The 23,803-nt window shown below is 33.8% G+C and carries 15 protein-coding genes; 11 read left to right on the forward strand and 4 right to left on the reverse strand.

Translation table 11 applies throughout. The annotated features are described in order from the left end of the window. Window positions 1-92: 92 nt before the first annotated feature. On the forward strand, window positions 93-4,478 hold the full coding sequence (locus H4O20_RS15300; protein WP_282032766.1) for a translocation/assembly module TamB: 4,386 nt from the start codon (window positions 93-95) through the stop codon (window positions 4,476-4,478). 63 nt (window positions 4,479-4,541) lie between these two features. On the opposite strand, the gene H4O20_RS03085 is transcribed toward H4O20_RS15300, so the two are convergent. After that, entirely contained in the window at window positions 4,542-4,922 is a 381-nt protein-coding gene (locus H4O20_RS03085; protein WP_185098249.1) for a RidA family protein, read from the reverse strand. A 96-nt stretch (window positions 4,923-5,018) separates the two neighbouring features. Further along, window positions 5,019-7,781, reverse strand: a complete 2,763-nt coding sequence (locus H4O20_RS03090; protein WP_185098250.1) for a putative LPS assembly protein LptD — start codon at window positions 7,779-7,781, stop codon at window positions 5,019-5,021. Window positions 7,782-7,987: 206 nt separating this feature from the next. Here H4O20_RS03090 and H4O20_RS03095 point away from each other — a divergent pair, with 206 nt between their 5' ends. From H4O20_RS03095 to bshA, 8 genes are all read left to right on the forward strand, one after another. After that, window positions 7,988-9,118, forward strand: coding sequence for an N-acetylmuramoyl-L-alanine amidase (locus H4O20_RS03095; protein ID WP_185098251.1), 1,131 nt, complete (start codon window positions 7,988-7,990; stop codon window positions 9,116-9,118). Window positions 9,119-9,172: 54 nt separating this feature from the next. Then, the gene (locus tag H4O20_RS03100; RefSeq protein ID WP_165147799.1) at window positions 9,173-10,120 is read left to right on the forward strand and encodes an MlaD family protein; all 948 of its coding nucleotides are present in this window, start codon (window positions 9,173-9,175) and stop codon (window positions 10,118-10,120) included. 2 nt (window positions 10,121-10,122) lie between these two features. Then, window positions 10,123-11,427, forward strand: a complete 1,305-nt coding sequence (locus H4O20_RS03105) for a (Fe-S)-binding protein (protein ID WP_185098252.1) — start codon at window positions 10,123-10,125, stop codon at window positions 11,425-11,427. A 12-nt stretch (window positions 11,428-11,439) separates the two neighbouring features. Then, window positions 11,440-11,874 (forward strand): phosphoheptose isomerase, encoded by a 435-nt coding sequence (locus H4O20_RS03110; RefSeq protein WP_139854681.1) that lies wholly within the window; start codon window positions 11,440-11,442, stop codon window positions 11,872-11,874. A 77-nt stretch (window positions 11,875-11,951) separates the two neighbouring features. Further along, on the forward strand, window positions 11,952-12,743 hold the full coding sequence (locus H4O20_RS03115; RefSeq protein WP_185098253.1) for a (Fe-S)-binding protein: 792 nt from the start codon (window positions 11,952-11,954) through the stop codon (window positions 12,741-12,743). Between the two features lie 116 nt (window positions 12,744-12,859). After that, a complete protein-coding gene (locus tag H4O20_RS03120) occupies window positions 12,860-13,345 on the forward strand; it encodes an ABC transporter ATPase (RefSeq protein WP_139854679.1) in 486 nt (161 codons plus the stop codon). A 15-nt stretch (window positions 13,346-13,360) separates the two neighbouring features. Further along, window positions 13,361-16,279, forward strand: a complete 2,919-nt coding sequence (locus H4O20_RS03125; protein WP_139854678.1) for a glycoside hydrolase family 3 N-terminal domain-containing protein — start codon at window positions 13,361-13,363, stop codon at window positions 16,277-16,279. Window positions 16,280-16,332: 53 nt separating this feature from the next. Continuing rightward, window positions 16,333-17,469: an N-acetyl-alpha-D-glucosaminyl L-malate synthase BshA gene (bshA, locus tag H4O20_RS03130; RefSeq protein ID WP_139854677.1), complete on the forward strand. Its 1,137-nt coding sequence runs from the start codon at window positions 16,333-16,335 to the stop codon at window positions 17,467-17,469. A 3-nt stretch (window positions 17,470-17,472) separates the two neighbouring features. Here bshA and H4O20_RS03135 read toward each other — a convergent pair whose 3' ends face one another. Beyond that, a complete protein-coding gene (locus tag H4O20_RS03135; RefSeq protein WP_185098254.1) occupies window positions 17,473-18,927 on the reverse strand; it encodes a membrane dipeptidase in 1,455 nt (484 codons plus the stop codon). Window positions 18,928-19,054: 127 nt separating this feature from the next. After that, on the reverse strand, window positions 19,055-19,549 hold the full coding sequence (locus tag H4O20_RS03140) for a hypothetical protein (protein ID WP_139854675.1): 495 nt from the start codon (window positions 19,547-19,549) through the stop codon (window positions 19,055-19,057). A 130-nt stretch (window positions 19,550-19,679) separates the two neighbouring features. Here H4O20_RS03140 and H4O20_RS03145 point away from each other — a divergent pair, with 130 nt between their 5' ends. Further along, the gene (locus tag H4O20_RS03145) at window positions 19,680-22,598 is read left to right on the forward strand and encodes an FAD-binding and (Fe-S)-binding domain-containing protein (RefSeq protein WP_185098255.1); all 2,919 of its coding nucleotides are present in this window, start codon (window positions 19,680-19,682) and stop codon (window positions 22,596-22,598) included. 124 nt (window positions 22,599-22,722) lie between these two features. Continuing rightward, the gene (gene aroC / locus H4O20_RS03150; protein ID WP_139854673.1) at window positions 22,723-23,790 is read left to right on the forward strand and encodes a chorismate synthase; all 1,068 of its coding nucleotides are present in this window, start codon (window positions 22,723-22,725) and stop codon (window positions 23,788-23,790) included. Window positions 23,791-23,803 lie beyond the last annotated feature (13 nt).

The raw sequence follows: 23,803 nt of genomic DNA on the forward strand, positions 1-23,803 counted from the left end.
ATTTATTGGTTGTAAAATTAAAACTTTAAAAGCGTATCAAAAAACTTAGGAAAATAATAGTTCGTGCCTTTGTAATCATTGCATTACTAATTGTGCTTGTTATTATTATTTTTTCAATTCCTTCGGTTCAAACTTATGCTGCTAAAAAAGTTACTACTTCACTAAACGAAACTTACGGTACAGATATTACTATTAATCGACTCGGACTTAACTGGAAAGGAGAAGTTGATATTAGAGATGTATATATAGCTGATCATCATAAAGATACATTAATTTACAGCAAGGAGCTTCAAACCAATGTTATTAGTTTCAGTAACTTAATTAAGGGAAGACTTGGTTTTGGTGATATTGTATTAGACCGTGCAAAGCTATATGTTAAAACATACAAAGGAGAGGATAATGATAACCTATCTATTTTTTCAAAAAAATTTAATACAGGAAAAGAACCGAAATCACCTTTTGAGCTATTTAGTAATGATGTAAGGTTGAAAAACAGTAGAATAAAAATCACCGACGAAAACCTCGAAAACCCTGAAGTATTTGTTCTTAATGGCGTAAATCTTCTCGCTAATAATTTTAATATCCACGATGTTGATGTTACAGCAAACATCAAAGAGCTTTCACTAGTTGCTGAAAGGGGGATTACAATTTTGGATATGCAAGCAGATTTTTCATATACTGAAACTAATATCACCTTAAAAAACTTCACGTTAGAAACTTCAGAATCACTTTTAATTGGTGATGTCGATTTGGATTACTCTAAAAACGGAATGGCAGACTTTGTAAATGATGTTGTAATTACTGCCAATCTTAAAGATTCAAAATTATCTACCAATGACCTAAATGGTTTCTATAATGAATTTGGCCCTGATCAGTTGATTCTGCTTGACGTGAATTTAACCGGAACCTTAAACGATTTCAGTGCGGATAACCTTAAATTTCAAACAAGCGACACTGATATACGCGGAGATTATAAGTTTAAAAATATTTTAGATCCAGAAGGGAATTACGTGATAATAGCTGATAATCATAATATTTCAACAAACTATTATGATTTAAGACGGTTTATGCCAAATGTATTAGGAAATGTAATTCCTGTTGAGTTAAAGCCTGCAGGTAATTTTATTTTAGTTGGAAATACTTCAATAGTTAGGGATGAACTCAATACTATTAGTAATCTACAAAGTGCTATTGGTAGTGCTAAGCTTAATTTAAAAATTGGAAATATCACTTATATAGAAAATGCTTATTACAAAGGAAATGTTGTTTTTAAAGGGTTTAACCTAGGTAAGATTGCAAAAACTACTTCCTTAGGAAAAATGACAGGAAACCTAAATTTTGATGGGCGAGGGTTTAATGAAAAAACTGTAAACACCGAGATATCAGGTAAAATATCATCATTTTCTTTTGAAAATTATAACTATCAGAATATTGATGTTTCTGGAAATTTTAAAAATCCACTATTTAATGGCGAATTAACCATAGACGACCCAAACCTTAAATTAGACTTTAAAGGATTGATAGACGCATCAAAAGAAACAAACCATCTTGACTTTGAGGCTAATATAGAATATGCAGAATTAAATAAACTTAACTTAATTAAGCGAGATAGTATTTCTGTATTTACTGGTAATGTAGTTGTAGATATGGATGGTAGAACGATAGATGATGTTGTGGGTACTATCAATTTTAGTCAAACATTTTACCAAAATGAACGTGACTATTTTTATTTTGATGATTTTACTATTGCATCAACCTTTGATGGTCCTGTGAGAACTATTGAAATTAATTCACCAGATATATTAAACGGAGAAATATCAGGGGAATTTTTAATAGCAGATATTCCTAATCTTTTTCAAAATGGTATCGCCAGTATATACGCTAATTACATACCGCAAGAGGTTACTACCAATCAGTACATTGACTATGAATTTGTAGTCCACAATAAGATTGTAGATATTTTTGTTCCTCAGTTAAAATTGGGTGATAATACCCGCATGAAAGGTTCAGTTTACTCAGACGAATCAAAATTTAAACTCGATTTTCGTTCCCCCGAACTTATATTATTCAATAATTACATAAGTAAACTAAACATTCAAATAGATAACGATAACCCTCTATACAACACGTATATAGAGGCTGATTCTATTTATACAGGTTTTTATAATATTAAGCCATTCAATGTAATTAATAAAACAATGAACGACACTATGTATGTTCGTTCAGAATTTAAAGGAGGACCAAAGAAAGAAGACCATTTTAACCTGTCATTATATCACACAATTAATCCTGCAGGAAAATCGGTTATAGGAGTTAAAAAATCTGACATTACCTATAAAAACAACGTTTGGTATATCAACGAAAACAACAATAGATTAAACAAAGTTGTATTTGATGATAACTTTAATGAAATGCGAATTGACTCCTTAGTATTAAACCATAATAATGAGGTGATCCAATTAGCGGGAGTACTACGAGATTCGACCTATAAAGACATTAAAGTTCGTTTCAATGATGTAAATATAGGTAATATCACACCAGAAATTGACAGTTTACGACTTCAAGGAAATATGAATGGACGTTTTGATTTCCTTCAAAAAGATGGTGCTTATTACCCTAATAGTTCAGTAACTATAGATAATGTAATCGTAAATGAAATTCCTTTTGGAGATTTAAATCTGAATATTGACGGAAATAAAGATTTAACCAAATACAACATAAACACTTCGCTAACAAATGATAACATAAAATCTATTAGCGCTATAGGTGAAATTGACGTTACAACTAAATATCCACAAATTCGAATGGATGTGGATTTAAATCAGTTTAATATGCAGGCGTTTAGCCCATTTGGAGGGGATGTACTAACCGATATTAGAGGTTTTATTACAGGTAGTGCAAAAGTTTCAGGAAACTACAAATCTCCAGATATTAATGGTCGCTTTATTTTAGAAAAAAGTGGCTTAAAAGTTCCTGAACTAAATACTGATTTCAACATAGAAGACGATGCTGAAATATTAGTCACAAAAGGAAAATTAGAAATGTCCCGTTCTAAATTTAAAGACACAAAATATGGAACAGAAGGTATAATGTATGGTAATGCAAAACACAATAATTTTGGAGATTGGGAATTAGATTTACATTTTGAAGCACCAGATAGGTTGTTAGTATTAGATACACCACCAGATGAAGACGCTCTTTACTATGGTACTGCATTTATACGAGGTAGAGCAGATATTACAGGACCTATAGACGAATTGGTTATTGATGTTGCAGCTACTACTGAAAAAGGAACCACTTTTAAAATACCTATTAGTGAAACAGAATCTATAAGTGACGACTCCTTTGTGTATTTCCTTTCACCTAAAGAAAAACAAGCCAGAATTGAAGGTGAAACCGTCGTTACCGAATCTATTAAAGGGCTTTCTTTAAATTTCGATCTCGATATTAACAACAATGCAGAAGTTGAAGTTGTTGTTGATAAAGTGAACAATTCTACTTTAAAAGGTCGAGGTGCAGGAATTCTACTTATTGAAATAAATACAAATGGGAAATTCCAGATGTATGGAGATTTCCAAGTATATAAAGGAGAATATGATTTTAGGTACGGTGGAATTATACAAAGAAACATTAGTGTTGTTCCCGGTGGTAATATTACTTGGAATGGAGCTCCCGAAAAAGCAAACTTGAATTTGAGCGCTGTATATAAAACAGAAGCAAATCCATCTGTATTGCTTGATAACCCAGCTATAAACACTAAAATTCCTGTAGAAGTTTATGTTGATTTATTAGGTCAACTAGCACATCCTGAACTTAAGTTTAACATCGATTTCCCAAGAGTAAGTTCTACGCTTAAAAGTGAGTTGCAATACAAACTTCAAAATGAGGAGCAGAAACAACAACAGGCATTATTTTTACTCGCTTCGGGATCATTTGTAAGTGATAATTATGCAGGCACTAATGCTTTTGCCGGGACAGTTGCAGATAGAGTTTCTGGATTAGTAAATGACCTATTTGCAGATGAGGACGGCAAATTTCGTGTAGGTTTAGATTATTCTGTGGGAACAAGAACTCCAGATCAAGAAACAGCCGACCGTATTGGCCTTACACTTTCTACAGAAATTAGCGAACGCGTTTTAATTAACGGAAAAGTAGGAGTACCAGTAGGGGGAGCTAATGAAAGTGCTGTGGCAGGAGATATTGAAGTTCAATGGTTGATAAATGAAGATGGAAGTTTGAGAATGAAATTCTTTAACCGTCAAGCAGATCTTCAATTTATTGGTGAAGATCAAATATTCGAGCAGGGTACAGGTATCTCTTATTCAGTAGATTTCAATACCTTTAGAGAACTTTATCAGAAGCTATTCAATAAGAAAATGCAATTAGAGTCTGAGGTTAAAAAAGAAGATGACGAAGAGGAAAATAATAACTCTGAAACTATAAAACCTCAAGCTACAAAGGTTGAGCAGGAAGATTAGAGTAACCAATTATTAAAATTAGCTACTCTAATATTATTAAATTGATTTAACTTCTATCACTGCTTATTTGCAAGCAATCACAGAAATCTCAACATTTACGAATTTAGGTAAGTTCGCTACCTCTACTGTTTCGCGAGCTGGTGCTGTTTCCTCATTGAAATAAGTGCCATAAACCTCGTTTATAGCTGCAAAGTTGTGCATATCACTTATAAAAATTGAAGACTTAATAACATTTTCAAAAGTCATTCCTGCTTCAGTTAGAATAGCTTTCAAATTTTGCATTACTAGTTTAGTTTCAGACTTTATATCATCTGTCTCTAACTCTCCTGTTTTAGGGTTAATTGCTATCTGTCCCGAAGTATAAAGCATACTTCCACTAAGAACGGCTTGATTATATGGGCCGATAGGGGCAGGTGCATTTGAAGTGTTTATTATTTTTTTCATAACTAAAATTTAAGGCGACTTAAGCTTTATATCACAAAAAGCCGCTGGTATATAATTAATTTATAATTGTATCAGCTTTAAAACCCAAATATGAGGCTATAATCGCTTATCGCTTTCTCTACGCTTGTCGTATTTAATATCGCTAAGCATTGACGATTTAATTCCTATAAAGAAATACCAAGCAGTGTTGATACTTCCAATTGGTGTCCAATTAAAACTCATTTGCCAACTTTCCAAATCACGTTGGAATCGGAACTGGGTTAAGGTTACACCTTTATTTTTAAAATCGTAACCAGAAGAGACTCCAACTGTCCAACGCGGGGCGAGTTCTAAATTGGTACTCATCATAAACGACTGGCTCGAAATTTCATTTTGTCTACGTGCATTTCCGTAAGTAATTGTATAAGCAAAACGCATATCCCAAGGTATCTTATAGTTATACCAATCTACATTTGTTTTATCGGTGTCATCATCATCATTGTCGTATATTCTTCCATCATAGATATTTGCCGCATCCCCAAAAAGATCATCAGGACGCCCACCATTCCTAAAGGTTTCATTTTCGATTTTGTCTGTATCTCTAGTTTTCGACTGAAAATCTCTACTAGAAAACGAATAATTAATACTGATATTAGCATTGGTAAGCCTAAATAAGCTTCCGCCATTGTCAATATTAAAGACATCTATTTTATTGTTATTATTGTCTAAAGCATATGGATCTAAGGTTCCGCTGAAGTTTAAATCTAACTTTGGAATAATTGGAATGTTTCCGGAAAACTGCACCGGACTCCATTGAAGTGAATCTCCTGCTAAGTTGTAAGCTGTTGAAAAATTCAGGTTATTTAGTAATATCACTTTTTTAGGCTCAATAGAAGTAGTGTCGCGGTTACGTACTTTAGCTTCAAAAGTATTGCTTAAAGACATTCCTATACTGCTAGAATACACTTTGCTAGGAGGACCGTATAACGTGTTTTCAAATCGTGAATACTGATGAATTTGTCCTGCAGCTTCTTCTGCTGTTTCAGGTATAATAAACTCATCGTAATACCTGTCGAAAGCAGGATTTATATTGTAACTTAAAGATGGACGAACAACGTGTCGAACAGCTTGAATTTTCTTGTTGTTTCCAAAATTGAAAAGTCCGTATAAGGTAGTACCTAAACTTGTCGAGAAGTTGTAAGTTCTATAGCTTTCAAAGCCAGAAACAGTGTCTTTTACAATTCCTCCACGACCATCAAACGCATTTTGATCATAGCGTTGTCGAGTACTCTTCATAACCCAAGTTTCACGGAAATTTGTACCAGCAGATGCACTTAAATATTTAAAAATTTTAAAGTTAGTAGTGATAGGGATGCTGTGTTGCGCTCCAATCTGTGCACTATTAAACATTTCAGGTTTAAAGAAAAGTGAATCTACGGTTTGAATTCTATTTTCGGCAGTCAGGTCGTATTGAAAATTTATATTCTGAATAATTCCTTTTTTAGTTCCATTTTTAGGAGCAAAAGGATAAATTCTAGAAACACTTGCGTTCAAATTAGGCAACGACATTGAAATCTGATTGGTATTGGTGTTTTGAGAGTGTGTAGCTGCTAATGTCACGTTTACTTGTGGATCTCCCTCAAATGTTTTTGCATACGAAATAGAAGAGCTTAATGTGTTTACTAACGCACTCGCATTGTTAGTCTGGTTGATAGACTGAGTAAAATATTTACTACTTCCTAAGTTTACGGAAGCTGAAAATCTCGAACTAGGATTGCTTTTAGGATCCTGAGTATGTGTCCATCGAATGTTGTATATACTGCTTTGTTGAAAATTTGGAAAGCCGCGTTCTTCTTGAACCAGATTTTCGTAACGCGCACTTAAATTACCTCGGTACTTATATTTAACAACATACGAAGACTCTCCACGCAAGGCATAACTTCCGTTAGTATAATAATCACCAGTAATTGTGAAATCTAAATAATCGTTGATTGCAAAATAATACCCTCCATTTTGTAAGAAGAATCCACGACTGTTGTTTTCTCCAAAAGAAGGAAGTATAAATCCTGAAGTACGATCTTCAGATAACGGAAAATAGGCAAATGGAAGACCAACAGGAGTAGGTACATCGGCAATGTACATATTGGTTAATCCTGTTACGATTTTTTTCTTAGGCACAAACTTAGCCTTTCGAGTATAAAAGTAGTATTCGGGATCTTCAATGTTTTTTGATGTAGTAAACTTTACATTTCGAAGATAAACTACTGAATCGTTTACTTTCTTAGTCACTTCTGCGATTACTCTAAATCCACTTTGTTCTGTGCGGCTATTATAAACTAGAGCTTTTTCAGAATTAAAATTATATCTAATGCTATCCGGTTCTACTTTATTCGCGCCTTGAACAAATACAGGTCGTTGACTGTAAACGCCAGCGCTATCAATTCCTTTAGCATAAACTTCATTTTTATTGTAATCTAGGATAATTAAACCAGCATCTATACGCATATCTTCATATTTGATATAAGCGTTGTTATACATATAGATTTTATTCTCTTTTCTATTTAGAAATACATAATCTTCCCCGAAATAATCAACTATATCTGTCAAGGTCTCTTTGGGCGGTTTTATAGTATCAGTTTTTACGGTATCCTGAGCTTGTTCATTTATCTCTTCAACTATAGGTTTTAAGTTTACTGAGAGCGTATCTTGAATATTAGAATTAGGAAGTTTAGCACTTTTATTAGACGGTATGTCTTGTGCATGCAAAATAGAACTGCTAAAAAGCAGAAATGTTAAGAAAATTGTTAAGTATTGACTATTGGTCTGCAATGCGCTGATGCTATTATTTTGTAATTTTGGCTCAGTATTTGAAACGGTCAAAAATAAACATATTTTTTGGGGTAGGTTTTTTTAAATGAAAATTTTAGGAAAAAGAACTTACAACCAAAAATTAATAGGGTTTAATATAATGATTCATAATATTATCGTTATAATGTAAACGATAAATTTAAATGTGAAAAATTTGAAAATCTATCGTAAAACAAACCGTTTTAGACGTAATTAACAATATCAATCTTTATAAAAATATGATAACGAAACTAATTTCTTCTTTCGTATTAATAATAAGCTTTTCAGTTTTCAATTTTACAGCTTCTGCTGCAGAAAACCCTATCAAACCTTTTGTAGTAGTATTGGATGCTGGTCACGGAGGTCACGACCACGGTAACAAAGGAAAACCGGGTAGTGGGTATAAAGAATCTGATATTTCCCTGAATATAGTTTTAAAGGTAGGTTCTGAATTGGAAAAACTCCCTAATGTACGAGTAATTTACACTCGTAAAACAGATGTTTTTGTTGAATTACGTGAACGTGCTGCAATTGCTAATCGAGCGGATGCCGATCTTTTTGTTTCGGTACATTGTAATGCACACCATTCTGATGCATACGGAGCAGAAACTTTCGTTTTAGGCTTACATAAGAGTCAAGCAAACTTTGAGGTTGCTAAAAAAGAAAACGAAGTAATTTATCTTGAGGAAAACTATGAAGAGAAGTATGGTGGGTTCGACCCTAATGCACCTGAATCACTTATAGGAATGGTTTTAATGCAAGAGGAGTATCTTGATCAAAGTATTCTATTAGCCAGTTTGGTGCAAAATAATATCATTAACAATCTAAAGCGCAAAGATAGAAGTGTAAAGCAGGCTGGGTTCTGGGTGCTACACAATACTTATATGCCTAGTGTGCTTATTGAAACTGGATTTTTAACTAATAAGGTTGAAGGAGCATATTTAAATTCAGCTAAGGGTCAAACTGAAATGGCTAGAGAAATTGGTAATGCCATTAAAAGTTATATCAACAGTCTTTCGATTTCCGATGATAAAATAAAACATCCCGAGGTAAAGGAGTTAGAAGTAGAAAAAGCCATAGAAACTACTAAAGAAGACATTTTTGAAGGAATAACCTTTAAAGTACAATTGGCGGCTACTAGCAAAAAATTAGATCCAAGACCTAATAATTTCAAAGGTTTAAAAGATGTTGAACGCGATAAAGAAGGTGGATTATTTAAATTTTATTACGGAAATACTTCAGACTACAACAAGATTCAAGTAATGAAAACCTTTGCTCAACAAAAAGGATTTCCCTCTGCATATATCGTAGCTTTTAAAAAGGGCAAAAAGCTTAATGTTTCAGAAGTGTTAAAATCCAAAGCAAATTAGTGTGCTTTCTTTATATTTATCGCTTAAATTTGTTGCTAACAAAAAACATCACACTTGAAACTATCCAAAGAAGTAAAAACCGGAATTCTTGCCATAGGCGCCATATTGCTATTGATATTTGGATATAGCTTTTTAAAAGGCACCAACTTACTTGAAAAACATCGTGAATTCTATGTGAAATACGACAATGTTGAAGGTCTTGCACAATCCGCTCCTGTCACCATTAATGGTCTTACAGTAGGTAAAGTTCAAAATATTACTTTCGCTAACTCCAAAGGTGGCTTAGTAGTGAAATTTACAGTTGAAAAAGACTTCGACTTTTCAAAAAATAGTATTGTTAGAATTTACAGCTCTGGATTAATAGGAGGTAAAAACCTAGGTATTTTTCCAAAGTATGATGAGTATGTAGCAAAAAGTGGTGACACATTAAAAGGTGACGTGGAAGATGGAATGCTTACCGCTGTTACCAAAGCCTTAGGCCCTTTAGAAAGAAAAGTTAACAATACACTAGCCACTGTAGATACACTACTGTTAAATGTAAATGCAATTGTTGATGAGAACACACGTAATAATCTACAAGAAGCAATTGTAAATCTTAATACAACCCTAAACTCTTTTGCAGGTGTTTCAGAAAAATTAAATAGAGTCCTTGGAAACAATACAGGGAAATTAGATAATACTTTCACCAATCTTGATAGAACTGCAAACAACCTTTCGCAACTAACGGACTCACTATCTCAATTAGAAACAGGTAAGTTAGTGAGAGATTTGCAAGATATGGTTGATAGAATGGATAAAATTGTTGCTGGAATTGACAATGGAGAAGGATCTGTAGGAAAATTATTAAATGACGATAAGTTATACGAGAATTTAGAAGGTGCTTCAAGACAGCTTGAGCAACTTCTTCAAGATGTAAAATTAAATCCTAAACGATACGTTCACATTTCTGTTTTCGGAAGAAAAAATAAAGAATACGAGCAACCAGACAACCCAGACAAATAATCATGCAATACATTCCAAACATTCTCTTTATCATTGCCTTAGTGGCGGGTATAGGTTATTTTACCCTTAACATTCGAAAAGTAATTCGCAATATTAAGTTAGGTCAGAAAGTAGACGCTTCTGATCATACAAGTGAAAGATGGGCAAATGTATTTCGCATTGCACTTGGACAGTCTAAAATGACAGTTAGACCAATTTCTGGTTTCCTTCATATTATTGTTTATGTTGGATTCATAATTATCAATATTGAAGTTCTAGAAATAATTATCGATGGAATTTTTGGTACACATCGAATTTTCTCTTCTTTAGGTAGTTTTTACGGATTTTTAATCGGCTCTTTTGAAATATTAGCGCTTTTAGTTTTAGTTTCTGTTATAGTATTCTGGATACGAAGAAACATTATTAAAATCCGCAGATTTTGGAAATCTGAAATGAAAGGATGGCCTAAGAGTGATGGAAATATTATTCTTTACTTTGAAATGGTATTGATGATTTTATTTCTTGTAATGAATGCAACAGATGTTCCGTTTCAAGAAATGAATAACGGAAATGTGGTTTCTAAATACGTAGCTTCTATGTTTAGTGACACTCCAGAAGGAACGCTTCATATTATAGAGCGCGCCGCTTGGTGGTTACACATTTTAGGAATTTTAGCTTTCTTAAATTACTTATACTTTTCTAAGCACCTTCATATTATACTTGCTTTTCCTAATGTTTATTTCGGAAAAGTAGTCCCTAAAGGTAAATTTAAAAACCTTGAATCTGTTACCAATGAAGTGAAAATGATGATGGATCCTAATATCGATCCATTTGCAGCACCAGCTGAAGGCGCTACAGAAGCACCTTCAAAATTTGGAGCTAGTGATGTAATGGATTTAAGTAGAATTCAACTCCTTAACGCATATACGTGTACCGAATGCGGTAGATGTACAGATGAATGTCCAGCAAATAATACCGGTAAAAAATTATCACCTCGTAAAATTATGATGGATACCCGTGACCGATTGGAGGAAGTAGGTAAAAATATAGATAAGAATGGTGAGTTTAAAGACGACGGTAAACAATTATTAGACGATTATATAACTCGTGAAGAATTATGGGCTTGTACAACTTGTAACGCTTGTGTTGAAGCTTGCCCAGTAAGTATCGACCCATTAAGTATTATAATGGAAATGCGTCAATACCTAGTAATGGAGCAGTCGGCTGCACCTGCTGAATTGAATGTGGCAATGACAAACATCGAAAACAATGGAGCGCCTTGGCCTTACAACCAAATGGACAGACTTAATTGGAAAAATGAGAAGTAAATAAAAGTTAGGATGAAGAAAGGAGAAGTAGATAAAATGTTGAGTGAGAAGATTGAAAAAGGTGAACACGTGAGCCCAATTCTTCCAGAAGGTGTAAAAAACTACCTAATTGACATTGATGGAACCATTACAGACGATATCCCAAACGAGGAACCTGAACGAATGGCCACCTGTAAACCTTTTCCCGACGCTTTAAAAACCTTAAACAAATGGTATGATGAAGGTCATATTATTTGCTTTTTCACATCCCGTACAGAAGCACATCGTGAAATTACTGAAACCTGGCTAAAAAAACACGGTTTTAAATATCACAGTATGTTAATGGGGAAACCACGTGGTGGCAATTACCATTGGGTGGATAACCATCTAGTTAAAGCCACCCGTTACAAAGGAAAATTTACCGACTTAGTTGAAAAAGAAGTAACGATTGAAGTTTTTGAAGACTAAAAAATAGTTAGAGAAATAATTAAATGCAGTTGTAAACGCCAATTGTCATTTAATAATTAACAGATAAGACCAATATAATGAGTGAACAAATAAAAGTGCCTACAATGGCGGAATATGCGGCTCAAGGGAAACAACCAGAAGTTCTTTTTTTTGTAGGTTGTGCTGGAAGCTTTGATGACCGTGCAAAGAAAATTACTAAAGCCTTTGTAAAACTTCTTAACAAAGCTAATATAGATTTTGCTGTTTTAGGAACTGAAGAAGGCTGTAATGGCGACCCTGCAAAAAGAGCAGGAAACGAATTTTTGTTCCAAATGCAGGCTATGACCAATATTGAAGTTTTAAATGGTTATGGTGTAAAGAAAATCGTTACTACTTGTCCGCATTGTTTTAATACTTTAAAAAATGAATATCCAGAATTAGGTGGTAGTTACGAAGTAATGCACCATACTCAATTCTTAAAATCATTACTAAAAGAAGGAAGATTAAAAGTAGAAGGCGGGAAGTTTAAAGGTAAAAAAATCACTTTCCATGATCCTTGTTATTTAGGACGTGCTAATAATGAGTACGAAGCGCCTAGAGAACTTCTCGAAAAATTGGAGATGGAATTGGTGGAAATGAAACGAAATAAAAAACGAGGCATGTGTTGTGGTGCTGGTGGAGCTCAAATGTTTAAAGAACCTGAAGCTGGCGACAAAGATGTAAACGTTTTGCGAACAGAACAGGCTTTAGAAACTTCTTCTGAAATAATTGCTACTGGATGTCCGTTCTGTATGGTAATGATGACCGATGGTGTAAAAGCCAAGAATGCTGAAGACAGCGTACAAGTAATGGACGTTGCAGAAATGATTGCAAGTGCGGAAGACCTATAAGTTTTCCGAATAAACAATCACCATTATTAATAGTTGAATTCCAACACTATCTTCTCCATGAATACTTGGTGAATGATTTGTTTGTAATTCTAATTAATCACTTTAATTTTCCAATAATGTTAACAGATTTTACAAATCTGCCAGATGATTCCAGAGTTTGGATTTATCAGGCGAATAGAAAATTGAGCGACGACGAAGTTGCCAAAATAACAGAGCTTACAAACGATTTCCTTACAAAATGGACTGCTCACGGTGCCGAACTTGAAGCAGGACTTCAAATTAAATACAACCGATTTATTGTGTTAGGGCTTAACCAAGCAAATGCTTCAGCATCTGGTTGTAGTATTGATGCTTCTGTTCATTTTATACAATCCTTAGAGGAAAAGTTTGATGTAGATCTTCTTGATAAAATGAACGTTACTTTCTATACTGGCGAGTATATTGCTCATAAACCGCTTACAGATTTTAGAAAGATGGCTAAAGATAAATCTGTTTCAAAAAACACTGTAGTTTTCAATAATCTTGTAAATACTAAAGCAGAATACCTTGAGAATTGGGAAGTCCCCGCATCTGAAAGTTGGCATGCACGATTTTTATCTTAAACCTTTTTTGTAGCTATGAATAAGTTTTTTCTTGCCTGCATTTTTTTATGCTTTTGTTTCCCGACAATAGCACAAGAAATCAATCCGTTAATTGTTAAAAAAGATTTTCAAAATCAAAAAAAATGGGTTGATAGCATCTATGATAATATGTCTTTAGAAGAAAAAATTGGTCAGCTTTTTATGGCTGATATATTTTCTAGCGATCCTAAATCAAAAACAGATAAAATAAAAAACCTCATAACTGAGTATCATCTAGGTGGCGTAATTTTCTCTAAAGGAGGACCAATGCGTCAAGCAAAGTTGAATAATGAATTTCAAGCACTTGCCCAAGTACCACTTATGATTGGTATGGATGCAGAGTGGGGGTTATCAATGCGTTTAGATTCTACCTATGCTTTTCCTTGGAATATGACATTAGGAGCGATTACGAACAATAAAATTGTTGAAAAAGTAGGGAAACGAATCGGTGAACATTCTAAACGACTTGGAGTACATATAAACTTTGCTCCCGTAGTTGATATTAATACAAACCCTGAAAATCCTATAATTGGCAATCGTTCATTTGGTGAAGACCGCGACAATGTTACCGAAAAAGCTCTTGCTTTTATGAAAGGAATGCAGAGTGCAGGCGTTATGGGAAGTGCAAAGCATTTTCCAGGTCACGGCGATACCGATATGGATAGCCATAAAACCCTGCCTACTATTGACTTTTCAAGAGAAAGATTAGACACTTTAGAGTTATACCCATATAGAAAATTAATTAATGAAGGCCTAAACAGTGTAATGATTGCACACTTAAATGTACCTTCATTAGAGCCACAAATGAATTATCCATCATCACTTTCTACGAAGGTGGTAACAGATCTTCTAAAACACGAAATGGGCTTCAACGGCCTTATTTTTACAGATGCACTTAATATGAAAGGTGCTTCAAACTTTAAGAAGCCTGGTGAAATTGAATTAGCAGCATTCTTAGCTGGAAATGATATTCTTCTTATTTCCGAAGATATTCCAAAGGCAGTAAGTTTTCTAATAAATTCTTATAATGATGAAACCATAACCGAAAAGCGTTTGGCTTATTCAGTTAAGAAAATTCTTTATGCCAAATATAAAGTTGGGCTAAATAACTATAAACCTGTTAAAACAGCATATTTATTAGAAGATTTGAATTCTATAAACGATGATGTTCTTTACGAAGAAGCAATGAGTAATGCGCTTACGGTTATTAAAAATGACCGCGCAATTCTTCCTATTAAAGATTTACAGAAGAAAAAAATAGCTTATGTAAATTTTGGTGATGATTCAGGTGAAGATTTCTTGAATGAACTTAAGAAATATGGAAATGTACATTGGGTAAAGGCTAATAGTTTAGATGATTATATTCAGAAGTTAAAAGAGTATAATTATGTTATAATCGGGTTCCACAAGAGCAATGAAAACCCTTGGAAAAGCTATAAGTTTACCCAAAAGGAATTAGTTTGGATGTATGAAATTGCTCGTACAAACACTGTAATTCTTGACGTATTTGCTCGACCTTACGCTATGCTAGATGTTAAAACCACAGCTAATTTTGAAGGAGTCATTATGTCTTATCAAAATAGTAAGATATCTCAGCAATTGTCTGCTCAATTAATTTTTGGGGCTATAGATGGGAAAGGTAAACTTCCAGTATCATTAGGAGAAGATTTTCCATTAAATACCTTTATGCAAACTAAATCATTGCGAAGATTACAATACGGAACGCCTGAAAGTGTTGGGGTAAATAGCTATAAACTTAAAAAAATTGATTCGCTTGCCAATGTTGGACTTGAACAAGGTATGTATCCTGGAGCTCAAATATTGGTAGCTCGCAAGGGAAAAGTAATTTATCAAAAAAGCTTTGGTTATCACGATTACGACAAAAAAAATGAAGTAAAAAATACTGATATCTACGACCTTGCATCTCTTACCAAAATTTTAGCTACGCTTCCGATAGTGATGGAGTTAGTTGACAGTAAAGAACTAACGTTAAACACCAAGCTTTCAGAAATGCTTCCAGAGTACAAACAAACTAATAAATCTAATGTTAGTTTAAAGCAAATGCTTTCACATTACGCTCGTTTGAAACCTTGGATTCCATTTTATAGAAACACGCTAAATGATGAAAAAACAGGAGTATCATCAAAATATTACGCTAGTAGCCCGGATAAAGACTACAATGTTGAAGTTGCAGAAAATCTATACTTAAGACGTGATTACATTGATACGATTTACAAAACTATTCGTGAAAGTGATTTAAACTCGAGTAAATCATATAAATACAGTGATTTACCATATTATATACTAAAGGAATATTTAGAGAGAAAATATAACAAACCACTTGAAAACATTGTGCAGGAAAACCTTTACGAGTCGTTAGGCGCTAATTATACCTTATTCCAGCCGCTGAAAAAGTTTTCTAAGAATGAGATTCCTCCAACAGAGCAAGACAACATTTTTAGAAAACAAAAAGTTCAAGGCTATGTACACGATCAAGGAGCAGCGATGCTTGGCGGAGTAGGAGGTCACGCGGGATTATTTTCAAATAGTAATGATGTTGCTAAAATCATGCAAATGTTTTTATGGAAAGGATTTTATGGCGGAACTAGATTCTTCAATCCGGATGTTTTAGATAAATTCAACACCTGTTATTATTGTGAAGATAATGTAAGAAGAGGGGTTGGATTTGACAAACCTCAATTAGGAACTGTTGGTCCAACGTGTGGCTGTGTTTCCATGACGAGTTTTGGCCACAGCGGATTTACTGGAACTTTCGCATGGGCAGATCCAGAACAAGAAATAGTATATGTGTTCTTATCAAACAGAACCTTTCCAGATTCAGAAAACAGAAAACTAATTAGAAGTGACTTAAGAAGTTTAATTCAAGAAGCAATTTACGACGCTATTGATTATTAAAAATAAACTTTAATAATTCTATTATGTCTAATTTAGTTTCAAAATAGAAAATTATGAAAATAGCAATAGTATGTTATCCTACTTTCGGAGGAAGTGGTGTTGTAGCTACAGAATTAGGTTTAGCTCTTGCAGAACACGGCCACGAAATACATTTTATAACTTACAAACAACCTGTTAGATTAGAGTTGCTATCAAAAAACATACATTTTCACGAAGTTTCTGTACCAGAATATCCTTTATTTCATTTTCAACCGTATGAACTTGCACTATCGAGCAAATTAGTAGATATGGTAAAACTTCATAAAATTGAAGTTTTGCACGTGCATTATGCCATTCCACATGCTTACGCGGGGTATATGGCCAAGAAAATGTTAGCAGAGGAGAATATTCATATTCCGATGGTAACAACGCTACACGGCACCGATATTACTTTGGTGGGGAGCCATCCCTTTTATAAACCAGCTGTTACTTTTAGCATTAATAATAGTGATGTTGTTACTTCGGTTTCTCAAAGTTTAAAGGAAGATACACTTCATCTTTTTGATATTAGAAAGGAGATTCACGTTGTTCCTAATTTTATAGAAATTCCTAAAAAAATTAATACTTATACCGATTGTCAGCGCGAGCTAATGGCACTTCCAGAAGAACGTATTATATCGCATATTAGTAATCTTCGCAAAGTAAAACGCGTAACCGACGTAATTGAAATATTTGATAGAATTCAGAAAAAAATTCCTTCAAAATTAATAATGGTTGGTGAAGGTCCGGAACGTGAAGCCTGCGAACAATTATGTGTGAACAAAGGCATAGAAGAAAAAGTTCTATTTGTAGGTAATAGTAATGAAGTGGATAAAATATTGTGTTTTACAGATTTATTTCTACTTCCATCAGAAAAAGAAAGCTTTGGACTTGCTGCTTTAGAAGCTATGGCTTGTGGAGTTCCTGTTGTATCTAGTAATACTGGAGGGTTACCAGAAGTTAATATTGATGGGGTAAGCGGATTTTTAAGTGATGTTGGTAATGTTGCTGAAATGGCTGAAAATGCTTTAAAGATTTTGTCATCGGATGAAACTTTAAATAAATTCAAAAAACAGGCTGTTGAAGCAGCAATGGTGTTCGATACAGAAAAAATTGTTCCCTTGTACGAAAATCTATATAAAGAAGCTATTCTTCAGAAACAAAACAAATAAGTTTTAGTAGTTCCTTTTTATAAAAAGCATTGCATTTTCGTTCATCACGCGTGCAACAATAGATTCTGCGGAAATTCTGTTAAACTCATTCAAGTTGTTTAAATTATTTGAAAGATAGTCTTTAGCGTGATTAAGCATTTCTTCAGCTAAATCTTTCATATTTTCTGCAGTCCAAAGACCATTTATTGGATTTACAATTCCATCAAAATCGCTACCGATACTTTGTATTCCCCAGCAAAATAGATTTTGCTCATCAAGTACTTCTGCTATATGCACAACTTGTCTCCATACTAATAGCGATTTTTTCTTGAGTTGTTTTCTCTTATTGGGAATATAGATTTTACTATTGTTTATTTCCTTTTTACTTCCTATTCGACGTTCGTCTAATTGAATTCCAAATATTCCGTTGCTTTTGGCAATGCGTATTAATTCACTGTCGTAAAAATTAATATCAATATCTGCAAACCATTCTCGATGGTTAATTATACCTACTTTATCCCATTGTACAATTGAATGCTTCCCATTACAAGCGGCGTGACTTGCAATTATAGGTATGTTCTCAGCAGCGTATTTTGCGTCTAAAAATTTGTAATAAGCCTTTCTAGAAGCTGTACTCATGTGTTTTATATCTATAAGTATTCTCTTTCCTTCCATATTATCGAGTAATAGTTCAATTACTTCATAACCTAATTCTGTTATTCCAGAGTTTAATCCTCTATTTTGGTTTTTCTTTAATAAAGAAATAGAAATACTGCGGGCGTGACCGCATAGTTCGTTATAAAAATGATGGGCAAGCGTTAGAAACAATGGTTGGTGTTTCCAGTTTTTTACAGCCAAAACATTTCTTAGAACTTCATTTTTGTTGGCCGTATTTTTACTCATAACTAGCCCTGTGTTGAAGCTATGTCCTCCTTCAATAGAAAGTATGATATTAATAATTTTCTTAGACTCAGTTTCCTGCGTTAAATTGGCTTCTATGTCTTGGAAACTTGTAACAATGCGATAAGTATATATTTTTCCCTCTATTTTTTGAACCTGATTATGAAGTTGTAAATAGTAATTATACTCATCAACTAGGTCTTCAAAATAGTTTTCATTACTTCGAATATTATCCATCCGCGACTGACTAATACTTGCTGCAAGGTTTACTAGAACATCGGTTACCCCTTTAATCCCTATAACTTCCTTTCCAAAAAAATGTTTCTCAAAAGGGTAGAGCGCAATTATTACAATTTTCGTTTTAGTTTTGGCAAGGGTAGTAAGGTCGGTTTGAGTGAATTTGGTTAACGTAAACAAACGATTGACAAATTTCTCTAAGAAATTAGGAGGACTATAGTGCCATATAGAGTTTTTGCGATTTGGATCAAGCGCATTTTGCTTTGTGGGCTTATATTTAAAACTTTTACTATAAGGCTTTAGCGAAGGATGACAATGTAAATCTATATAACTTGTATCCATAATGCTCATTTTGTACAAGTTATAAAAATGTAAAGACCTATGAAACTATTGAATAATAATTTACTTATTACATGAAAATAAAAATGCCCCAATAAATGGGGCATCTTATATTAATATTTTACAATTCTTAGAATTGATAACGAGCACTAATACCTACGTCGAAGCTTACGTCATCTCTATATCCCAAGTTAATTTGAGGGCGGAAATCGAAAGAAACTAGCAATGGAAAATCAAAGCTATATTCTATACCAACATCTCCTGTTAAAAATGCAAAAGCTTCAGAATCATCGTATCTATTATCGTAGTCCCAATGTTTTTTATCGTAATTAACTACACCAGCACCTAAACCTGGTCCGGCATACCAATTAAAACCTCCATCAATATTCCAAACCCACTGATAAATTCCTGTAAGTTTTACAGCGTCCCAATACTTCTTACTGTGAACTGCCAAACCTAACTCTAATCTGTTGTTTTCGCCAAGAGCTCTTTGGTAGTTTACTTCAGGACCAAAACCGTCACTTTCACTTAAACGAATACCAATAGCGTTTTTTGCTATTTCTTGGGCATTGGCTTGCAAACCTAATGCAAACACTGTGAATACTAATAAAATTGTTTTTTTCATAATTTGCTTTTTAGTTATAAACATTACAAAAATAGACGTATTTCAAGTTATTTTTAGTTAACAGTGTGCCAATCTACATCTCAAATTTTACAAACTTTTGTTAAGGAATTTTCTACATTTACATTAATATATGAAGAAGCAACTCCAAGATTTTAAAAAGATATTTAATGGTGAATTTAACATTGATTCACTACATACTATGCTATATGCAACGGATGCCTCTGTTTATAGAAAAATCCCGCTTGCAGTAGCATATCCTACTAGTGAACGTGGAATTAAGCAATTAGTAAATTTCGCTAGTAATAATAATATCTCACTAATCCCTCGAACAGCCGGAACTTCTCTTGCGGGACAATGTGTAGGGGAGGGTATAATTGTAGATGTTTCAAAACATTTTACAAATATAATTTCAGTAAATACTGAAATGAAAACAGTTACCCTTCAACCAGGGGTTATTAGAGACGAGTTGAACCAATATTTAAAATCATACGGCCTTTTCTTCGGACCAAACACTTCAACTAGCAATCGATGTATGATAGGAGGAATGGTTGGGAACAATAGTAGCGGTACAACATCTATTCAATACGGTACAACTCGTGATAAGGTTTTAAAATTGAAAACTATCCTTTCGGATGGTAGCGAAGTCATATTTGAACCACTAACAAAAGAAGAGTTTCAGGCTAAAACAAATTTGAATTCCTTAGAAGGTGAAATTTATAAAAAGCTTTATAAAGCATTATCTCCTAAAGAAGTTCAAAAAGAAATAAGAAAAGAGTTTCCAAAACCTGAAATACATCGTAGAAATACAGGCTACGCAGTAGATAGTTTAATAAATACATCTGTTTTTGGTGACTTTGAAGATAAAATAAACATCTGTAATTTACTTTGTGGCAGCGAGGGAACATTAGCCTTTACTACTGAAATTACACTTCAATTAGAACCATTGCCGCCCATACATACAGCAATGATAGCTACTCACTATCAATCCCTCGATTCGTGTTTAAACGACGTTGTGGTAGCAATGCAGCACAATCTGCACACCTGCGAAATGATGGACGATGTTATTTTGAGTTGCACTAATAACAATAAAACTTATGAGCCTTATCGCTTCTTCGTAAAAGATAATCCCAAGGCTATTTTATTATTAGAATTAAAGAGTAATTCAGAGGAAGATCTTCAAAACCAAGTAAACTCTTTGTTGACTTCCTTAAAAAATTCAAATTATAGTTATCATAATCCAGTTTTAAGAGGTGATGAAATAACTATGGCTTTGGAACTTCGTAAAGCCGGGCTAGGGCTTTTAGGGAATATGGTCGGTGATAGAAAAGCAGTTGCATGTATTGAGGATACTGCAGTGGCTTTGGAAGATTTACCTGCATACATAAAAGAGTTTTCAGCTTTAATGAAAAAATATAATCAACAAGCTGTTTATTATGCTCACGCAGGAGCAGGAGAATTGCATTTACGTCCTATATTAAATTTAAAGAAAGATGAAGGTGTTCAGTATTTCAGAAAAATCACCACTGATGTTGCATTACTTTGTAAGAAATACAATGGATCGTTTTCGGGAGAACACGGCGATGGAATAGTACGTGCAGAGTTTATTCCTTTAATGATTGGAGAGAAGAATTACGACCTATTAAAAAAAGTAAAAAAAGCATTTGACCCACAAAACACCTTTAATCCTGGTAAAATTGTAGATGCCCTTAAAATGGATGAATCGCTTCGTTATGAAGTGAATAGAGTAGAACCCAAAATCGAAACCTTGATGGATTTTAGTGATTCTGAGGGAATTCTTCGATTATCTGAAAAATGCAATGGCAGTGGGGATTGTAGAAAAAGCGCTGAAGCTGCCGGAGCTATGTGTCCAAGTTATCATGCTACAAAAAATGAAAAAGATACCACTCGGGCTAGAGCAAATGCTTTAAGAGAAGTGTTAACTAACAATAAGGCCGTAAATAAATTCAATTCTGAAGACTTAAAAAAGGTATTTGATTTATGTTTAAGCTGTAAAGCTTGTGCAAGTGAATGTCCTAGTAATGTAGATATAAGTACTGCAAAAGCAGAATTTTTATATCAATATAACAAAGAAAATGGAGTTTCATTTTCTAACAAACTCTTTGGAAAAAGCACTCAGTTAAACAGATTAGCCTCCAAGTTTCCTAAAATTTCAAATTGGATTTTTTCAAACAATTTGACCTCCAGTTTCATCAAAAATATTGGGGGAGTTCATCCTAATAGAAGCCTACCCTTAATTTCAACCAAAGGTTTAAGTAAAACAGTTGAACTATCTTTAAAAGAAAGAAATAAAAAAATTTTAATTCAGAAGGAGGTATTTTTATTTGTTGATGAGTTTAGCAATTATTTGGATACAGACATCGCTGTTGATTCGTTTGTACTTCTATCGCGTTTAGGTTATAAAGTTAACATTATTGATACCTTGGATAGCGGCAGAGCCTTACTTTCAAAAGGCTTTTTAGAGGAAGCAAAAAAAGAGGTTGACAAGAATATAAATAAGCTAAAAGAAAAGATATCTGCAACTACTCCTTTAATAGGGATTGAGCCCTCTGCAATTCTTTCTTTTCGCGATGAGTACCTCCGATTAGCAACTGATAAAACTTCAGCTACAAATATTTCAAAACACAGTTATTTAATAGAAGAATTCTTAGCTAGTGAGTTTGAAAGAGGTAATATTTCTTCTAGTATGTTTACTTCTGAAGAAAAACACATTAAAATTCACTCACATTGTCATCAAAAATCCCTTAGTAACCAAAAAGTAACTTTTGATATACTAAACATCCCGGAAAACTTCAAACCAACTATAATTACTTCAGGTTGTTGTGGGATGGCTGGGAGTTTTGGTTATGAAAAGGAACATTACGATATGAGTATGCAAATAGGAGAGCTAAAACTTTTTCCAGCTGTTAGAAAAACTACCGAAGAAACTATTATTTCGGCTAATGGGACGAGTTGTAGGCATCAGATTTTTGATGGCACAGGTCGTAAGGCTTTGCATCCAGTTACAATTCTTAAAAATGCTTTAAAGTAAATTCACACCAAATAGATTTTAAATATACCTGTAATTCAAGTTTTTAAATGATAAATCTTGAATTTTGAATTTTGAATCCTTGAATTATTAAATTCGAAAGTTTACATTTGTTCAAAACCAATCTATGGCGGGCAATTCTTTTGGAAAAATCTTTAAAATCACCACTTTTGGCGAATCTCATGGAGAGGCTATTGGTGGGGTGATAGATGGTTGTCCTGCAGGGATTTCAATAGACTTCGAGGCAATTAATTCTGAAATGCAGCGGCGTAAACCTGGGCAATCTGCCATTGTCACTCAACGAAAAGAAGAAGATGAAGTAAAATTTCTTTCGGGAATTTTTGAAGGAAAAACTACAGGAACTCCCATTGGGTTCATAATTGAAAACACCAATCAAAAGAGTAAGGATTACAGCCATATAAAAGACGTATATAGACCTTCTCACGCCGATTATACTTATGATAAAAAATACGGAAATCGCGACTATCGTGGTGGTGGACGGTCGTCTGCACGAGAAACTGCATGTAGAGTTGTAGCCGGAGCAATTGCGAAACAACTAATTAAGGAAATTAAAATTAACGCTTTTGTATCTTCAGTTGGAGATATTTTTATAGATAAACCTTATCAAGCGCTCGATTTTAAAAAGATCGAAAGTAACCTAGTTCGATGTCCTGATGCGAAAAGCGCTCAAAAAATGGAAGAGCTTATCAGAGAAACCAGAAAAAATGGTGATACTGTGGGCGGAACAATTACTTGTGTAATAGAAAACGTACCAGCAGGATTAGGAGAACCTGTATTCGATAAACTTCACGCAGAGTTGGGAAAAGCAATGCTTTCAATTAACGCTGTAAAGGGATTTGAATATGGCAGTGGGTTTTGCGGTGCAAAGATGAAAGGAAGTGAACATAACGACCTTTTCAATTCCGATGGTTCTACAAAATCCAATTTAAGCGGCGGAATTCAAGGAGGAATAAGCAATGGTATGGATATCTATTTTAGAGTAGCATTTAAACCAGTTGCTACTATTATGCAAAAACAAGAAACTATAGATAGCAAAGGGAACAAGGTAATTGCTGAGGGAAAAGGTCGACACGATCCTTGTGTGGTACCTCGTGCTGTTCCTATAGTAGAGGCAATGGCAGCTTTAGTTATTGCTGATTTTTGGTTGTTGAATAAAATTTCAAAAATAAATTAGAATTTTGTAAACC

Source organism: Aequorivita sp. 609 (assembly GCF_014212065.1).
GTDB lineage: Bacteria > Bacteroidota > Bacteroidia > Flavobacteriales > Flavobacteriaceae > Aequorivita > Aequorivita sinensis.

Coding starts and splice junctions, on each gene's coding strand:
- H4O20_RS03085 (WP_185098249.1), bottom strand. CDS start 4,922: ATGAAAAAAATAATAAACACTTCAAATGCACCTGCCCCTATCGGCCCA.
- H4O20_RS03095 (WP_185098251.1), top strand. CDS start 7,988: ATGATAACGAAACTAATTTCTTCTTTCGTATTAATAATAAGCTTTTCA.
- H4O20_RS03105 (WP_185098252.1), top strand. CDS start 10,123: ATGCAATACATTCCAAACATTCTCTTTATCATTGCCTTAGTGGCGGGT.
- H4O20_RS03110 (WP_139854681.1), top strand. CDS start 11,440: ATGAAGAAAGGAGAAGTAGATAAAATGTTGAGTGAGAAGATTGAAAAA.
- H4O20_RS03115 (WP_185098253.1), top strand. CDS start 11,952: ATGAGTGAACAAATAAAAGTGCCTACAATGGCGGAATATGCGGCTCAA.
- H4O20_RS03120 (WP_139854679.1), top strand. CDS start 12,860: ATGTTAACAGATTTTACAAATCTGCCAGATGATTCCAGAGTTTGGATT.
- H4O20_RS03125 (WP_139854678.1), top strand. CDS start 13,361: ATGAATAAGTTTTTTCTTGCCTGCATTTTTTTATGCTTTTGTTTCCCG.
- bshA (WP_139854677.1), top strand. CDS start 16,333: ATGAAAATAGCAATAGTATGTTATCCTACTTTCGGAGGAAGTGGTGTT.
- H4O20_RS03135 (WP_185098254.1), bottom strand. CDS start 18,927: ATGGATACAAGTTATATAGATTTACATTGTCATCCTTCGCTAAAGCCT.
- H4O20_RS03140 (WP_139854675.1), bottom strand. CDS start 19,549: ATGAAAAAAACAATTTTATTAGTATTCACAGTGTTTGCATTAGGTTTG.
- H4O20_RS03145 (WP_185098255.1), top strand. CDS start 19,680: ATGAAGAAGCAACTCCAAGATTTTAAAAAGATATTTAATGGTGAATTT.
- aroC (WP_139854673.1), top strand. CDS start 22,723: ATGGCGGGCAATTCTTTTGGAAAAATCTTTAAAATCACCACTTTTGGC.